At 70.8% G+C, this 16393-nt stretch carries 10 protein-coding genes; 7 read left to right on the top strand and 3 right to left on the bottom strand.

The genetic code is table 11. The features are described from left to right. The first annotated feature begins 100 nt into the window (after positions 1-100). From K7957_RS11670 to K7957_RS11660, 3 genes are all read left to right on the top strand, one after another. Positions 101-2272, top strand: coding sequence for a prolyl oligopeptidase family serine peptidase (locus K7957_RS11670; RefSeq protein ID WP_223012150.1), 2172 nt, complete (start codon positions 101-103; stop codon positions 2270-2272). Further along, positions 2269-3288, top strand: coding sequence for a histone deacetylase family protein (locus tag K7957_RS11665; protein WP_223012149.1), 1020 nt, complete (start codon positions 2269-2271; stop codon positions 3286-3288). The genes K7957_RS11670 and K7957_RS11665 overlap by 4 nt, the downstream gene beginning before the upstream one ends. A 352-nt stretch (positions 3289-3640) precedes the next feature. After that, positions 3641-4219, top strand: a complete 579-nt coding sequence (locus K7957_RS11660; protein ID WP_223012148.1) for a PEPxxWA-CTERM sorting domain-containing protein — start codon at positions 3641-3643, stop codon at positions 4217-4219. A gap of 73 nt (positions 4220-4292) precedes the next feature. Here K7957_RS11660 and pcaF read toward each other — a convergent pair whose 3' ends face one another. Further along, complete coding sequence (pcaF, locus tag K7957_RS11655) at positions 4293-5495, bottom strand: 3-oxoadipyl-CoA thiolase (RefSeq protein ID WP_223012147.1); 1203 nt, start codon at positions 5493-5495, stop codon at positions 4293-4295. A 43-nt stretch (positions 5496-5538) separates the two neighbouring features. Next, positions 5539-7341 (bottom strand): DUF885 domain-containing protein, encoded by a 1803-nt coding sequence (locus tag K7957_RS11650; RefSeq protein ID WP_223012146.1) that lies wholly within the window; start codon positions 7339-7341, stop codon positions 5539-5541. A gap of 277 nt (positions 7342-7618) precedes the next feature. On the opposite strand from K7957_RS11650, the gene K7957_RS11645 reads away from it, so the two are divergent. From K7957_RS11645 to K7957_RS11630, 4 genes are all read left to right on the top strand, one after another. After that, positions 7619-8917, top strand: coding sequence for an amidohydrolase family protein (locus tag K7957_RS11645; RefSeq protein WP_223012145.1), 1299 nt, complete (start codon positions 7619-7621; stop codon positions 8915-8917). Positions 8918-9068: 151 nt separating this feature from the next. After that, positions 9069-9533 (top strand): hypothetical protein, encoded by a 465-nt coding sequence (locus K7957_RS11640; protein ID WP_246616980.1) that lies wholly within the window; start codon positions 9069-9071, stop codon positions 9531-9533. Between the two features lie 104 nt (positions 9534-9637). After that, a complete protein-coding gene (locus tag K7957_RS11635) occupies positions 9638-11941 on the top strand; it encodes a TonB-dependent receptor (protein WP_223012144.1) in 2304 nt (767 codons plus the stop codon). 46 nt (positions 11942-11987) lie between these two features. Continuing rightward, on the top strand, positions 11988-13790 hold the full coding sequence (locus tag K7957_RS11630; protein WP_246616979.1) for a DUF885 domain-containing protein: 1803 nt from the start codon (positions 11988-11990) through the stop codon (positions 13788-13790). Between the two features lie 33 nt (positions 13791-13823). Here K7957_RS11630 and K7957_RS11625 read toward each other — a convergent pair whose 3' ends face one another. Continuing rightward, positions 13824-16259, bottom strand: coding sequence for a beta-glucosidase family protein (locus K7957_RS11625; RefSeq protein WP_223012143.1), 2436 nt, complete (start codon positions 16257-16259; stop codon positions 13824-13826). Positions 16260-16393 lie beyond the last annotated feature (134 nt).

Genomic DNA, 16393 nt, shown 5'->3' with positions numbered 1-16393 from the left:
CGCCGTCGCGATCGGGCCATTCCTTCACGCGCGATTGCGGCACGCGCCGGCCTGGCCCTAGCGTCGGCGCCGACGCAGCGCGCGAGGATCCTTGACCGTCATGCCCTCTTCTCCGACCGATCGCGCGCGGCGGCGCTTCCTCGTCGGCGCCGGTGCGACGGCACTGCTCGCCGCGAGCGAGGGTCCGGCGCGCGCTGCGGGCGCCGCTCTGCCGATGCCGCCCGTGACGCTGCGCGTGCCGCTGCTGCGCCACCAGCTCGGGCGGACGCGCGAGGATCCTTACGCCTGGCTCAAATACGTCCCGCCCCACGGGCAGCGCGACATCGCGACGATGCCGCCCGCGATCCGCGACCATCTGCTCGCCGAGAACGCCTATGCCGGCGCGATGCTCGACCGCGTCGCGGCCACGGAGCGCCGCTTCGTCGCCGCGCTCGACGCGCGCGCGCCGCTGGGCGGCGGCGAACCCGACGTCACGCGCGGCGGCTGGACCTATAGCGTCGACGCGAGCGCGGGCGCGCACCCGCGCTACACCCGCCGCCGCGCCGGCACCGGAGCGATCGAGCTGTTGCTCGACGAGAATGAGCGCGCGCGCGGCGAGGCCTATTATCGCACCACCGGGCAGCAGGTCAGCCCGGACGGGCGCCTCTACGCCTGGGCCGAGGACGTCGGCGGCAACGACCGGCATCGGCTGTGCGTGCGCGATCTCGCCAGCGGCGCGGTGCGCGTCGTCGTCGACACCGACGCCTATGGCTATGGCGGACTGGTGTTCTCGCCGTCGTCGCGATGGCTGTTCTGGATCTGGCGCGATGCACGCAACCGGCCGACGCGGGTGTATCGCACGCCGGCGACCGGCGGCGAGCGCGTGTTGGTCTATGAGGAGCACGACCCCGCGATCTTCATGGCGATCGCGCGCACCGCGGCGGACGGTTTCGTCGCGATCACGCTCTCGGGCCCGGACACGAGCGAGGTGCGGCTCGTCGCCGCCGACGCCGAGGAGCGCGCCCCCGCGCTGGTCCGCCCGCGCGCGCCCGGGCGCCGCTACGCGATCGACGAGTGGGACGGCGCATTGGTCGCCTTGATCGAGGACGAGCAGACGATCGACGGCCGCGTCGCCCGGCTCGACCGTCGCAGCTTCGCCGAGACCGGCACGCTGGTGCCGCATCGCGCCGGCACGCAGATCCTGCAGCTGGTGCCGTTCCGTCGCGCGCTGGCCTGGGTCGAGCGCCGCGACACGTTGCCTCGGCTGATGCTGCTCGCTCCCGGCGGCGCCGCGCGCGAGGTCGCCTTCGCCGGCGACGCTTATGCGCTGACCGTGCCGGCCGAGCAGGATTATGCCGCGCCGACCTGCCGCGCCTCGATCGAGACCCCCGCCGCACCGCCGCGCTGGGTCGCGGTCGACCTCGCGAGCGCGCGCGTGACGACGGTCGCGACGCAGCGGCTCGCCGGCTACGACCCCGCGCGCTTCACCGTGCGCCGGCTCTACGCCACCGCCCCCGACGGCGAGCGCGTCCCGATCACGCTGCTGACGCGCCGCGGCGCGCGCGCGGACGGGCGCGCCCCGCTGCTGCTCTACGGCTACGGCGCCTATGGCGTGTCGAGCGAGGCGCTGTTCGACGTCGCGCCGACCGTCCTGGTCGAGCAGGGCTGGAACTACGCGATCGCGCACGTGCGCGGCGGCGCGGAGAAGGGCCGGCGCTGGTTCCTCGACGGGCGGCGCCACCACAAGCGCAACAGCTTCACCGACTTCATCGCCTGCGCGCAGCATCTCGCCGCGACCGGCCATGCCGCGCGCGACCGCATCGTGTCCTACGGCCTGTCCGCGGGCGGGCTGCTGGTGGGCGGCGCGATGAACCTGGCGCCGACGCTCTGGGCCGGGGTGATCGCGACCGTGCCCTTCGTCGACATGCTCAACACGATGAGCGACGCCGACCACCCCTTGGTGCCGCTGTTCCGCCCCGACTGGGGCGACCCGCTGTCGAGCGTGGCCGACTATGATTATATGCTGAGCATCTCGCCCTACGAGAACGTGCGGCCGGCAGCCTACCCGCCGCTGTTCACCACCGCCGGGCTCAAGGACGATCGCGTCGGTTATTGGGAGCCCGCCAAGCTGGTCGCGGCGGTCCGGGCCGCCTCGACCGCGCGCGCGCCCGCGCTGCTGCTCACCGACCTCGCCGCCGGCCATCAGGGCAGCGCCGGGCGCGATTCGATCAACCACAAGATGGCGCGGCTCTACGCCTTCGCGCAGGGCTGCGTCGACGGGAGCTTCGCGTGACGATCGTGTTCGACCGGCGCCAGCTGGCGCACGCCCCCGCGCGCGAGCTGCACAACGGCGACTGGGTCGACTACAACGAATGCCCCGCGCGCGCGGAGTCGATCGTGGCGGCGCTCGGCGCCACGACCCCGGCGCGCGACCTCGGCATGGCGCCGCTCGCGGCGGTGCACGACCCCGACTATCTCGCCTTCCTCCGCGTCGCGCATGACGACTGGACCGCCGCAGGGCGGCAGGGCGACGCGATCGGCTATACCTGGCCGGTGGTCGGGCGGCGCGCGCTCGACCTCACGCGGATCGACGCGCGGCTCGGGCGCTACAGCTACGACGCGGGCACGCCGATCGCGGCGGGCACGTGGGAGGCGGCCTATTGGTCGGCGCAGACCGCGCTGACCGCGCTTGACGAGGTTGCCGCGGGGGCGACGCGGCGAGCGTTCGCGCTGTGCCGTCCGCCCGGTCACCACGCCGGGCGCGACTATCTCGGCGGCTATTGCTACCTCAACAACGCCGCGATCGTGGCGGCGGAGGCGCGGCGCCGCGGGCTCGGTCCGGTCGCGATCCTCGACGTCGACTATCACCATGGCAACGGCACGCAGGACATCTTCTACGCCGATGGCGGGATGCTGTTCGTCTCGATCCACGCCGATCCGGCGACCGACTATCCCTTCTACTGGGGCCATGCCGACGAGACCGGCACGGGCGCGGGACGCGGCGCGACGCTCAACCTGCCGCTGCCGCGCGGCACGGGCTGGGCGAGCTACGAACCCGCGCTGGAACGCGCGCTGGACGCGATCACGCGCTATGGCACGCGACTGCTCGTGCTGTCGCTGGGCGCGGATCTCTACGCCGGCGACCCGATCTCGCACTTCACCTTCGCGCGCCACGACTTCGCCGCGCTGGCCGCTCGGCTCGCGGCGACCGGGCTGACGATCGTGACGGTGATGGAGGGCGGCTATGCCACCGACGCACTGGGGGACAATGTCGCGGCGTTCGTCACCGGGCTGCACAGCAACGAGTAAGCACGACCGATCGACTTGGACCCGGGAGCGATCGTTTCCTTTAGCCTGCCGATCTTCCAACGTCGGTCGTTCGTTGCTCCCGGCGTTCGCGGCGCGCCGACTGTCGCCTCGCCGAGCTTCGTGGCGACGATCATGAGTGAGCATGTCGCTCTTCTCTCGAGCAACATCCTTCGCTCGCTCCACGACGCCACCGGCGCCGCTGGCGTCGTGGAGCGGAGGCCAGCGCCCACGGCTTATCCAGGGTAACTCTAAAGGCTGAACGCCCAATATCGGCAAGTTTCGGCTTAACGTCTGGTGAACAGATCATTACTTCTGTGGGATGTGCCGACGCACGACGATCGAGGGGTTACGGATGAGAAAGCTTTTTGCGACTTCGCTGGCAGGCGGCTTGTCGCTCGCGGCCACCACAAGTAGCGCTGAGGTTTTCAATTACACCATCAACCTAAGCGGTTTAGCTCAGATCGATCCCGGTCAGCGCCTCTTCGAGACGCCAATCTCAATCTACCTGACGGGCGAGTCTTCTGATCTGAGGCCCAATCCTTATGTTCTCCCGATCCGCACTGCCGCGATAGGCCTGTCTACCGGCTTATATGAAGTTACGAACAAGGTCGAGTTTCGCACCGGAGCTGACGGCTTCTATCTCGCCTTCGATCAGACGTATGATAACGGCGTAAATGCGACAAGCCCGGCGCTGATTGGCTACAACTATATCTCGCCACTTTCTGAAACCCCGCTGACCCTTGCCTGGTCAGGCGTTGCCGGGTTTCAAAAGAACGGCAAGGTCGTTCAATTCGTCGTGCCGGAAAATCGCGGTCTCACCTTCTCTGTCGAGCGCGCCGTTCCTGAACCTTCCACTTGGATGATGATGATCCTCGGCTTCGGCGTCATTGGCTATGCGTTGCGCCGCAAGACCGTGCTTCGCTACGCCTGACCATAGATCGGCCGCAGGCGCGATCCTGCGGCCCAGGCGCGTCCATGTTCAGCGCGACCGGCTTTCGCGAGGGTCAGACCCGCTCGAGCATCAGCGCGATGCCCTGGCCGACGCCGATGCACATGAACGCCATGGCGTAGCGGCCGCCGATGCGGTGCAGCTCCTCCGCCGCGGTCAGCGCCAGCCGCGCGCCGGACATGCCGAGCGGATGGCCCAGCGCGATCGCACCACCGTTGCGGTTGACGCGTGGGTCGTCGGGCGCGATGCCGAGGTCGCGCAGCGTCGCGATCGCCTGTGCGGCGAAGGCTTCGTTGAGCTCGATCACGTCGAGCCGGTCGAGCCCTACGCCGGTGAGCCGGCACAGCTTGCGCGCCGCCTCGATCGGCCCCGCCCCCATGATCCGCGGCGCGATGCCCGAGAGCGCCAGCGCCAGCACGCGCGCGCGCGGCCTCAGCCCTTGCCGCGCCGCCGCGGCCTCGCTCGCCACCAGCATCGCCGCGGCGCCGTCGTTGAGCCCCGAGGCGTTGCCGGCGGTCACGGTGCCATCGGCGCGGACCACCGGGGTGAGCCGCGCGAGCGCTACGAGGCTGGTCGCGCGTGGGTGCTCGTCGACCGCGACGACGACCGGTTCGGCGCCGCGCCGCGCCACGGTGACCGGGACGATCTCGGCCGCGAGCCTCCCGCTGGCGATCGCCGCCGCGGCTTTCTCCTGGCTGGCGAGCGCGAAGGCGTCCTGCTCGGCGCGTGAGACGCCCCATCGCTCGGCGACGTGCTCGGCGGTCTGCGGCATCGTGTCGACGCCGTACGCCGCGCGCATCGCCGGGTTGACGAGGCGCCAGCCGAGCGTGGTGTCCTCGAGCTGCTGCGCCCGGTCGAACGCTCCCGCGGCCTTGCCCATGACGTACGGCGCGCGCGTCATGCTCTCGACCCCGCCCGCGACCACCAGCGCGGCGTCGCCGCAGCGGATCGCCTGCGCCGCCATGCCGAGCGCGTTGAGCCCCGAGCCGCACAGCCGGTTGACGGTCACTCCCGGCACGGTCTCGGGCAGGCCAGCGAGCAGCACCGCCATGCGCGCGACGTTGCGATTGTCCTCGCCGGCCTGGTTGGCGCAGCCGAGCAGGACATCGTCCACGCTCGCCCAGTCGACCGCCGGGTTGCGCTCGACCAGCGCACGCAGCGGCACCGCGGCGAGATCGTCCGCGCGCACGCCCGCGAGCGCGCCGTTGAGCCTGCCGATCGGGGTGCGCACCGCGTCGCAGAGGAAGGCTTCGGGCATCGGATCGTCCTGTTCCAGCGTGGCGTCGTGCGGTGCGGGTCGCTCAAGCCGCGGCGATCCACGCGCTGATCTTGGCGTCGAGCACGTCCATCGGCAACGCGCCGGTGTCGAGCACCGCGCGATGATAGTCGCGCACGTCGAAGCTGGCGCCACGCGCCGCGGCGGCGCGCTCGCGCAGCTCGCGGAACTTGAGCTCGCCGATCTTGTACGCGCAGGCCTGGCCCGGGTAGGCAATGTAGCGATCGATCTCGACCGCCACGTCCTTGGCCGCCATCGAGGTGTTGGCGAGCATATAATCGATCGCGCGCTGCCGCTCCCAGCGCTGCGCGTGCAGGCCGGTATCGACCACCAGCCGCACCGCGCGCAGCATCTCCATGTCGAGATGGCCGAACCATTGCATCGGGTCGGTGAACATCCCGAGCTCGCGGCCGAGCGACTCGGCATACAGGCCCCAGCCCTCGGTATAGGCGGTCGCCTCGCCGAAGCGAAGCAGCGGCGGCAGCGCCGGATTCTCGCGCGCGAGCGTCAGCTGGAAATGGTGGCCGGGTATGCCCTCGTGCAGCGTCAGCGTCTCCAGCGTCGGGATCGGGCGCGTGCTCAGCATCGCCATGTTGAAATAGAGGATGCCGGGCGACACCCCGTCGGGCTCGCCCGGGCGGTAATAGCCGGTGCCGCGCTGCTCGCCGAGCGCGGGCAGCGGGCGCACCGCGAACGGCGCTTCGGGCCGATCGTGGAAGAGCCGCGGGATCGCGGTCCAGATCTGGGCCTCTATGGCGGCGAAGCACGCGAGCAGCTGCTCGGGCCGGGTGTAATAATAGCGCTTGTCGGTCCGCACGTGCTCGAACAGCGCGTGCAGGTCGCCGCTGAAGCCGATCGTGACCCGCACCTGTTCCATCTCGCCGCGGATCCGCGCGACCTCGCTGAGCCCCAGCCGGTGGATGTCGTCCGCCGAGCGCGCCGTGGTGGTATGGCGGGCGAGCTCCGCGGCGTAGAGCGCGTCGCCGCCCTTGAGCGCCCAGCGGCCCGGCGCCGCGGCGGCGCGCGGCAGATAGGTCTCGCGCAGGTAACGCTGCCAGCGCGCGTAGGCCGGATAGACCTTGCCCGCGATGGCGGCACGGTACGCGAGCGTCAGCCGCGCCCGGTCGGCCGGCGCGACGCTCGCGGGCATGCGCCCGATCGCCTTGAAGAAGGGGCTGTCGTCGACCGGGATGGCGAGCAGCGCGTCGACCTGGCGCAGGATGTTCTCGACGATGATGCGCGGCTGCACATAGCCCTGCGCCACGCCCTCACGTAGCCGCACGACATTCTGGTCGAGATGACCGGCGAAGCCATCGAGCCGTCGCAGTCCGTCCTCATAGTCGGCCAGCGTCGCGAACGGCGCACTCGGGCCGGCGACGAAGTCGGGGAACTCCACCTGCAACCCGAACGACGGGTTCAGCGGCGTGAGCTGCGCGACCTTGAACGATCCGTCGGCGATATAGGCGAGCGTCTGGCGCAGCCGATAGGCGAACACGTCATAGGCGATCCGGTCGACCGGCGGCAGCGCGGCGCGATCGATCGCGCCGAGCCGGGCCAGTTCCGCGCCCTTGTTGGCGCGCAGCGTGGTCGCATAAGCGTCGCCGAGCGGGTCGACGAAGACCGGCCCGCCCGCCGCCGCGCCCTTGCGGGCCGCCGCCAGCGGGTCGAGCCGCGCGTCGGCCGCGGCGCTGTCGTCGAGCAGCGCGCGCAGCCGTTGCGACGCGTCGCTGTCGGCGGCGCGCAGCGGCGTCGCCGCGGCCAGCATCGTCGTGCCGAGCAGCCGAAGCGCCGCGCGGCGCGAGAGATCCGATGCTGTGTCGTCGCTCATATCGCCCCCGTTCGCGCGCAGTCTGCGCAACGAACGCGACCTTGCCAAGAGACCCGCCGGCGCGGGCGGAAGGCGTTCGCCGCACCAGCGAAGGAGCCTTCAGGCCAGGATTTCCCCCATTTCCGCGTTCGCCTGATCGCGCCGCGCTCGTCCGATGGCGCGGGATGTTGCGCCTGACGCAACGACTTACTCGCGCGAACACGCTTGTGGGCGTGCGGTGATCGCCCATGCTGCGGCAGGGGGCCGAGACGCCCCGGGGCAATCAGGGGGGTCTACCATGAAGCGATCGTTCGTCGCGCTGCTGCTCGCGGCCTGTGCCGCCGTCCCCGCGCTCGCGCAGGCCCCCGCGGCGCCGGCCGTGCCGGTGGTGGCGCTGGTCGGCGGCACCGTGGTCGACGTCGCCAAGGGCACCAAGATCGCCGACGCCACGGTGTTGGTTCAGGGCGAGCGGATCGTGCAGGTCGGCCCCTCGAACGCGATAGCGGTGCCCGCGGGTGCCACGGTCGTGCCGATGCGAGGCCAGTGGCTGATCCCCGGGCTGATGAACATGCACGTCCACCTCGGGCTCAAGCTGCCCGGCGCGCAGGGCAACGCGCTGCTCAACGAGACCGACCCCGAGGAGGTGCTGCGCATGGCGGACAATGCGCGCCGCACCTTGCTCGCCGGCGTCACCACCGTGCGACTCACCGGCGAGGACCATGGCACCGACTTCGCGCTCAAGCGCGCGATCGACCGCGGCGAGGTGCCCGGCCCGCGGATCGAGACCGCGGGCGAGGTGATCGTGACCACGGGCGGTCACGGCTCGCTCGAGGCGGACGGGCCCGCCGCGCTCTCGCACGCGGTACGCCAGCAGATCAAGCTGGGCGCGACCTGGATCAAGATCGCGATTTCGGGCGGCATCTCCGATACGCATGGCAGCATCTCCGCGGCGCCGATGACCGACGACGAGCTGTCGACGCTGATCGAGGTGGCGCATCGCAACGGCGTCAAGGTCACCGCGCACAACGGCTCGGCCGAGGCCGCGCGCCAGGCGCTGCGGTTCGGCATCGACGGCTTCGAGCACGGCTACCACCTCGACGACGCGGTGCTCGCCGACATGAAGGCCAAGGGCGTGTGGCTGGTGCCGACGATGGTAGTGAGCCAGCCCGGTGCCTATGAGTTCTACCGCAAGATCGGCTCGCCCGACTGGTACCTCGAACGCGTCGCCTCCACCGGCAGGGATCACTGGGCGATGCTGCAGAAGGCGATCCGGCTCGGCGTCAACATTGCGCTCGGCACCGACCAATTCCCGTTCGAGCCCAACGCCGGGACCAACGCCACGGTCGCCGAGGCCGAACTGTACGTGAAGGCGGGGATGACGCCGCTCCAGGCACTTCAGTCCGCGACGATCCGCGCCGCGACGATGCTCGGCCGCGAGGCGAGTGTCGGCCAGATTGCCGCGGGTCAGTATGCCGACATCGTCGCGCTGCCCGCGGACCCGACCGCCGACATCGCCGCGCTTCGCCGCATCGCGTTCGTGATGAAGGGCGGCGCGATCGTTCGCGACGACGGCGATCCGGCCCGCGTCACGCACTGACACCGCCGGTCGTTGCGTCCAAAGCAACGATCACTACCTTGCGGAGGCATTGTAACAACAAGGCAACTCACCGACACTCCGCCACGAAGCCGTTGCGACAGGGGCAAGGTAGCGCGGCGGTCAAGGGGAGATAGCGAGAATGAGACAGCGCATGATCGCGACGATGGCGGCGGCCATGATCTTGGCAACACCGGTCGTCGCGCAGCAGCCGACCGACGCGCTATCGCGGATGTTTATCTGGTGGGACCAGGCATTCAAGACGCCAGGGGCTTTCACGGCCGAGAACTTCTCGCGCTATTTCACGCCGGACGCGACCTTGACGCTCGAGGGGCGAACCGTGATCCGCGGCGTGGATCAGTGGGCGACGCATTTCCAGAAGATCCAGGCCGGCGGCGGCGACGTCGAGATCGTGGTGCCGTTCAAGGCGGCGTTCCAGCAAGGTGACCGCCTCTACACCTATCACGTGATCCGCTCGCGCCGCGACGGCAAGCTGGGCTGCGTGCTCGCGGCCGGCCACGCCGAGCTGCGCGGCGGCAAGATCGCGTCGATCACCTTGGTCCGCGCGCCGGTCGACCTCGCCAAGGGGCCGCCCGATCCGGCCTGCTGGACCAAGTGAGCCGCTAAGGCCGCGCACCGCCGACACGGCGGGCGGACGTCAGGGGAACGTGGACAGACATGCCGGCGCGCGATCGCGCGCGCCGGCGATCGAAGGGGCATGGCATGAACAATCGTACGCACGGCACCCGCCGCGGCGCACCGCAGCTTCGCCACGGCGCCGCCGTGGCGACCCTCCTCGCCGCGCTCGCGGCACCCGCGACGGCGCAGCAGGCGACGCCGCAGGACGCGACGGTGAGTGAAGCGAGCGGCGAGACGCCGGGCGGCGACATCGTCGTCACCGCGCAGCGCCGCGCCGAGTCGATCCAGGACGTGCCGATCGCGATCACCGCCATCACCGCGCAGACGCTGCGCGATCAGAACGTGCAGAGCGTCGAGGACTATTTCGCGCTCACCCCCAACGTCAGCTTCCAGTCCAACGGCTCGCGCGACCGCAAGGACCTGTCGATCCGCGGCATCTCCAACCAGCTCAACCCGTATGCCGACGTGCGCCAGGGCAGCTATGCCTTCTACATCGACGAATTCAACGTCGCCGCCGCTACCAGCAACCCGCAGATCGTCGACCTCGAGCGGATCGAGGTGCTGCGCGGCCCGCAGGGCACGTACTTCGGTCGCAACTCGGTGGGCGGCGCGATCAACATCATCACCAAGAAGCCGGTCAACAACTTCGAAGGTGAGATCGAGCTGGGTTACAGCAGCTTCGATACCAAGCGCGCGCAGGGCGTGCTGAACGTGCCGGTGACCGACGGCGTGCTCGCGCTGCGCGCCTCCGGCCAGTATGAGAAGTCGGACGGTTACATCAAGAACATCAATCCGATCGGCGGAGGCAACGACAGCAAGTTCTACACCGGCCGGATCCAGGCCCGGCTCACGCCGCTGGACGGGCTCACCTGGGACTTCGCTTATAGCTACTCCGACGAGGCCACCGGCATGCGCAACGGCGTGCCCACCGGCTTCGTCACGGCGACCTGGGCGTCGGTCTATTACGGCCGCACCGCGGGCCCGATCGGCAATCCCGACGGCGTCGGCTTCTTCCCCGACAACACCGATCGCGTGAACTTCAACCGGCCGCAGCGGGTCGGCAGCAGATATCAATATTACAGCACGCGCGCGGTATGGGACGTCGGCCTCGCCTCGATCACCGCGGTCGTCGGCCATCTCAAGTCGGACGTGTTCAACTACGGCGATGTCGACGGCGGCAGCCGCGATTACTTCTACGAGAATCTGAAGCTCACCCGCAAGTCGACCAGCGGCGAGCTCCGCCTCCAGTCCAACGGCACCAACTTCCTCGACTGGAGCCTGGGCGCCTCGGTCGGGCGCGACACCGGCGTGACCGGCCAGCAGACCTTCCACGGCGCGGACAGCCCGCTGTGCCCCGCCGCACGCACCAATAACTGCGAAGGCCTCGCCGTCACCGGGCTGGTCTCCGACAGCGCGACCAAATATATGGCGATCTTCGCGCAGGGCACCTTCAATCTCACCGAGCGCTTCTCGGCCACGGTGGGAGGCCGCTACTCGTTCGAGAAGACGCGCAACTACGCCGAGAACCGCTCCAACGACATCGTCACCGCGGTGAACAACCGCTCGGCCGCATTCGAGGACATTTCGCCCAAGCTGACGCTGAGCTACAAGCTCCAGCGCGACCTGCTGCTGTTCGCCACGGCGTCGCGCGGGTTCAAGTCGGGTGGCACGCAGACCAGCAACAACGTCAACCTCGCCAATGATTTCCAGCCCGAGACGCTGTGGAATTACGAGCTCGGGTCCAAGTTCGACCTGTTCGACCGCCGCCTGCGGGTGGACGTCACCGGCTTCTACATGAAGTGGAACGACGTGCAGCAGACGATCCGCTTCCAATATATCGATCCGGTCACCGGCCTGTTGCGCGGCGTCAGCGGCATCGCCAACGCCGCCGCGGCGGACAGCTACGGCGTCGAGGGCAGCTTCGACCTGCGCGTCAGCGACGCGATCAAGCTGAGCGGCAACGCCGGGTACAACGAGTCCAAGTTCAAGGACTATCGCAACGCGCTGATCGACGGCGTGGTGATCGACATCACCGGTCGCCCGCTCGTGAACGCGCCCAAGTTCACGCTCGGCGCGCAGGCGCAATACAAGCGGCCGATCACCGACCGGATCGACGGCTTCGCGCGCGCCGAGTGGAGCTACCGCTCGGAGATGCTGTCGACGCCGCTCGCCTATCGCTATACCGTCTATCCGTTCGTCTCGCCCGGCTATCACAACGTCAACCTGCGCGCCGGGCTCGAGAACGACCACCTGCGCGCCACGGTGTTCGTCGAGAATCTGTTCGAGGCGCGCTATTTCGCCAATGCCTACGAGAAAGCCTTCTACAGCGGCGTGCAGGTCGAGCCGTCCTATCGCGTGATCGGCGGAACGCTGGGCTACAAGTTCTGACGGCATCGGCCGCGCCGCCGGACGATCGACGATTGAGGGAGAGAGCATGATCGACCGGCGACAGTTCCTGGTCAGCTCGGCGGTTGGCTTGCTCACCGCCGCGCTGCCGGCGGAAGCGGCGACGGGCGCCGACGACGCCGCGCTCGCCGAACTGCTCCAGCGCCACAGCGAGGCCTATCTGGCGCGCTCGCCCGAGGAGGCGACCGCCAACGACTTCGACACCGGCGCGCACGCCGCGCTGCGCGGCCGGCTCGACGACCGGTCGCTGGCGGCGCGCGCCCTTGACCGCGCCGCGATCCGCGTCGCGCGCGCGCAGCTCGCCGGGATCGACCGCGCGCGCCTGTCGCCGCGATCGGCGCTCGACCACGACGTCGCGCGCTTCGTCTACGACACGCTCGACGACCTGCTGGGGCGCTACGGCTATGTCGACGGCAACCTGCGCCCGAGCCCCTATGTCGTCAGCCAGATGAACGGCGCCTATTATTGGCTGCCCGACTTCATCGGGAGCCGGCACCCGATCGATGACGCCGCCGACGTCGACGCCTGGCGCGCGCGGCTCGCGGCGCTGCCGGCCGCGCTCGACCAGGAGACCGATCGGATCCGCCATGACGCCGCGATCGGGGTGGTGCCGCCGGGCTTCGTCATCGCCAAGACGGTGGCACAGATCGGTGCACTGCGTGACGGCGCGCCGCTCGAGTCCGCGCTGCTCGCGCCGGCGCTCGCGCGGATCCGCGCCAAGGGGCTGGGCGACCGCGACGACGCCGCGCTGGCGGTGTTCCGCACATCGATCGCCCCGGCGCTCGACCGTCAGGCCGCCGCGCTGGCGACGCTGGCGCCGCGCGCGGTCGATACCGCTGGCGTATGGCGCCTGCCGGACGGCGAGGCCTATTATGCCGCCGCGTGCCGCGCCAACACCACCGCCGCGCTCACCCCGGCCGAGCTGCACGAGACCGGGCTCGCGCAATGCGCTGCGCTGGCGGCGGAGATCGACGCCAGCCTGCGCACGCAAGGCCTCAGTCGCGGCAGCGTGGGCGAGCGGATCGCCGCGCTCAACGCCGATGCGCGCTTCCGCGTCTCCGACGACGACGCCGGCCGCGCGCGGCTGCTCGCGATCGCCGACACCGCGCTGCGCCGGGTGATCGAGCGACTGCCGCGCGCCTTCGGCAACGTCGCGGTCGACCCGATCGTGGTCCGCCGCATCCCGGTCGCGATCGAAGGCGGCGCGCCGGGCGCCTTCTACAGCGAGGGGAGCAAGGGCGAGCCCGGCGTCTTTTCGCTCAACCTCAAGACCCCCGCCGAGCATACGACATGGCGGCTGCCGACGCTCGCGCATCACGAGGGCGTGCCGGGCCATCACTTCCAGTACAGCGTGCTGGCGCACAGCCCGGCGTTGCCGCTGTTCCGCCGCATGGTGCGCTTCTCCGCCTACACAGAGGGTTGGGCGCTCTACGCGCAGCAGGTGGCCGACGAGCTCGGCATCTTCGAGGCCGACCCGTTCGGCCGGATCGGCTACCTCCAGTCCGAGCTGTTCCGCGCCGCGCGCATCGTCGTCGACACCGGGATCCACTACAAGCGCTGGACCAAGGAGCAGGCGGTCGCCTGGATGGTCGAGCACGCCGGCGAGCAGCCGCTCGCGACCGAGCGCGAGGTGACGCGCTACTGCGTGTATCCCGGGCAGGCGTGCAGCTTCAAGGTCGGCGCCAACCGCATCGTCGCCGCGCGCGAGCGCGCGCGCCGCGCGATGGGCGCGCGCTTCGACGTGCGCGGCTTCCACGACCTGGTGCTGCAGTCGGGCCCGGTCCCGCTCGCGGTGCTGGAACAGGCGGTGGCGAGCTGGTCGGCGGCCTGAGCGTTCATCCCCGATCGCGCCGGGTCCGCGCGCTCAACGGGCGGCCACGTCGATCTGTCCGGTGAGCGCGTGATCACGTGAGCTGCCGCCGACGAACACCCCGGCGCGGCCCGGATGGAGGCGCCAGCCGCCAGACGCCTCGTCCCAGGTCGACAGGTCGCGCTCGGTGAGCGTGAAGTCGACCGTCTCGGCCGCGCCCGGCTCCAGCGTAACTCGCGCGAAGCCCTTGAGCTGCTGGGGCGGCTCGCCGCTCCCGGGCGCCAGCGCGACGTAGAGCTGCGCCACCTCGCTGCCCGCGCGCGCGCCGACGTTGCGCACCGTCGCACGCACCTGCCAGCCGCCGCCCGGTCGCGGCGCCACGCTGAGCCGATCGTAGCGGAAGCGCGTGTAGGACAGCCCGAAGCCGAAGGGATACAGCGGCTCGACGCGCTGCTGGTCGTACCAGCGATAGCCGACCAGCAGGTCCTCGTCGTAGCGCACCGTCGTGCCGACGCCGGGATAACGCTCGGGCCGGTCGGTCGGCCCGCTGGTCATGTCGGCGGGGAAGGTCACCGGCAGCTTGCCCGACGGGTTGGCGCGGCCGGTCAGCAGCGCGGCGATCGAGTCCGCCGCCTGCTCGCCGGGATACCAGGCTGCGACGATGCCCGCCACGCGGTCGCGCCACGGCATCAGCACGGGTCCGACCGTGTGCAGCACCACCACGGTGCGCGGGTTGGCCGCGGCCACGGCGGCGATCAGCGCGTCCTGGTCGCCGGGCAGGCGCAGGTCGGTACGGTCCGCACCCTCCGAGACATGATCGGCGACGAACACCAAGGCGACGTCGCTCGAGCGCGCCGCCGCGACCGCCGCGTCGATCAGGCCGGCGTCGGGCACCTGCCAGCCGAGCCGCAGCTCGGTCGGCGAGAGCGTCGGCGCGTTGCTATAGTCGAGCCGGAAGCGGACCGGGACACCCGCGCGCAGCTCGGCCACGCCGTGGGTGACGAGACGGAAGCTGTTCTTGGGCACGGTGGCGACCCGCCGCCCGTCGATCGTCAGCCGCGCGTCGCCGCCGCCGTCGAGCGAGAAGCGGTACGACCCCGTGCGCGGCGGCACGATCTGCCCCTCCCAGCGCGCCGACCAGGTCGTGGGCAGTCCGACCACCCCCGCCTTCGCCCCCGCCTCGGCATAATCGATGCGCGACTCGGCGCGCGTGACGAGCGCGGTGCCCTGCGGGGTGGCGCCGGCGAAGTAGCGCGCGGTGAGCCCGCGGAACGCCTCCGCCGGGACGGCGGGCAGCGCCCCGATGCCGAGCGTCCCGCGGGCGTAGCGCACCCGCGTGCCGGCGGGCAGCGCGGCGCGGATAGAATCGAGCGGCGCGCGCGGGTGGACCGCGTCGTTCTTGACGAACCCGCCGTAGCGCTCGGTGGTCTGGACGTTGGCGCCGGCGTCGTCGCCGATCACCGCGATCGAGCGCACGGTGCGCGCCAGCGGCAGCACGCCGCCCTCGTTGCGCAGCAGCACGCTGCCCTGCTCGGCGATCTCCTCCGAGAGCGTGAGATGCGCCGGCGCGCGCGCGTCCGCGGCGCTGCTGCCGCGGACCGGCCGGTCCACGAGGCCGAGCCTGAACATCGGCGTGACGATCCGGGTGACCATCGCGTCGATGTCGCCGCGCGAGACCGCGCCGCGCGCCAGCGCCGCGCGCAACGGCGCGCCGTAGAAGTCGGCGAAGCCGAACGGGCTGGCGCCGCCCGGCATCGAGATGTCGAGCCCCGCTTTGACCGCGGCGACCGTGCTGCGATGCGCGAAATACCAGTCGGCGACGACGAAGCCGTCGAACCCCCAGCCGCGGAGCGTCCCCAGCAGATCCTTGTTCTCGCACGCGTAATGGCCGTTCACGCGATTGTAGGCGCACATGATCGAGCCCGCTCCGGCGCGCGTCACCACCGCCTCGAACACCGGCAGATAGATCTCGTGCAAGGCGCGGGCGGAGACGCGCGCGTCGATCGCCTCATAGCCCGGCGCATCGCCCAGGCGGAGCCATTCCTGGTTGTTGGCGGCGAGATGCTTCGGCGTCGCGATCACCCCCCGCGCCTGGATGCCGCGCGTGATCGCCGTGCCCAGCGCCGCGGTGAGATAGGGGTCCTCGCTCAGCGTCTCGGCGGCGCGGCCCCACAGCGGCGTGCGGATGATGTTGATCGTCGGCGCGAGCACGACGTTGCGCCCCTTGGCGGCATGTTCCGTACCGAGCGCCGCGCCGTACCGCTCCATCAGCGCCGCGTTCCACGTCGCCGCCCCCATGATCGGCGCCGGAAATTGCGTGACCTGCGTCATGCCGTTGCCCACTCCGGCGGGGCCGTCGCCCATGCACAGGGCGGGGAGGCCCAGCCGCGGGATGCCGCTGACATGGCCGACGCACGGATTCACCCCGGTGCCGTTGGCGTCAAGCGTGGTGTCGCCCTCGAGCAGCGCCAGCTTCTCCGCCTCGGTCATCGCCGCGACGATCAGCCGCGCACGCTCCGCGGCCGGCCGCGCGGGATCGGCCCAGGGGCGCGGTTCCCCCGCGGTCGCGGCCGTCGCGGCGGTGAGCGCGACGAGCGCAACTGCGCCCTGCCGGAGCTGGACGG

Origin of the sequence: Sphingomonas yunnanensis (assembly GCF_019898765.1) — a bacterium.
Lineage (GTDB): Bacteria > Pseudomonadota > Alphaproteobacteria > Sphingomonadales > Sphingomonadaceae > Sphingomonas > Sphingomonas yunnanensis.
The sequence above is the reverse complement of the archived record's forward strand: the minus strand, read 5'-3'. Positions and strand labels throughout refer to the sequence as shown.

Coding starts and splice junctions, on each gene's coding strand:
- K7957_RS11670 (WP_223012150.1), top strand. CDS start 101: ATGCCCTCTTCTCCGACCGATCGCGCGCGGCGGCGCTTCCTCGTCGGC.
- K7957_RS11660 (WP_223012148.1), top strand. CDS start 3,641: ATGAGAAAGCTTTTTGCGACTTCGCTGGCAGGCGGCTTGTCGCTCGCG.
- pcaF (WP_223012147.1), bottom strand. CDS start 5,495: ATGCCCGAAGCCTTCCTCTGCGACGCGGTGCGCACCCCGATCGGCAGG.
- K7957_RS11650 (WP_223012146.1), bottom strand. CDS start 7,341: ATGAGCGACGACACAGCATCGGATCTCTCGCGCCGCGCGGCGCTTCGG.
- K7957_RS11645 (WP_223012145.1), top strand. CDS start 7,619: ATGAAGCGATCGTTCGTCGCGCTGCTGCTCGCGGCCTGTGCCGCCGTC.
- K7957_RS11640 (WP_246616980.1), top strand. CDS start 9,069: ATGATCGCGACGATGGCGGCGGCCATGATCTTGGCAACACCGGTCGTC.
- K7957_RS11635 (WP_223012144.1), top strand. CDS start 9,638: ATGAACAATCGTACGCACGGCACCCGCCGCGGCGCACCGCAGCTTCGC.
- K7957_RS11630 (WP_246616979.1), top strand. CDS start 11,988: ATGATCGACCGGCGACAGTTCCTGGTCAGCTCGGCGGTTGGCTTGCTC.
- K7957_RS11625 (WP_223012143.1), bottom strand. CDS start 16,259: ATGACCGAGGCGGAGAAGCTGGCGCTGCTCGAGGGCGACACCACGCTT.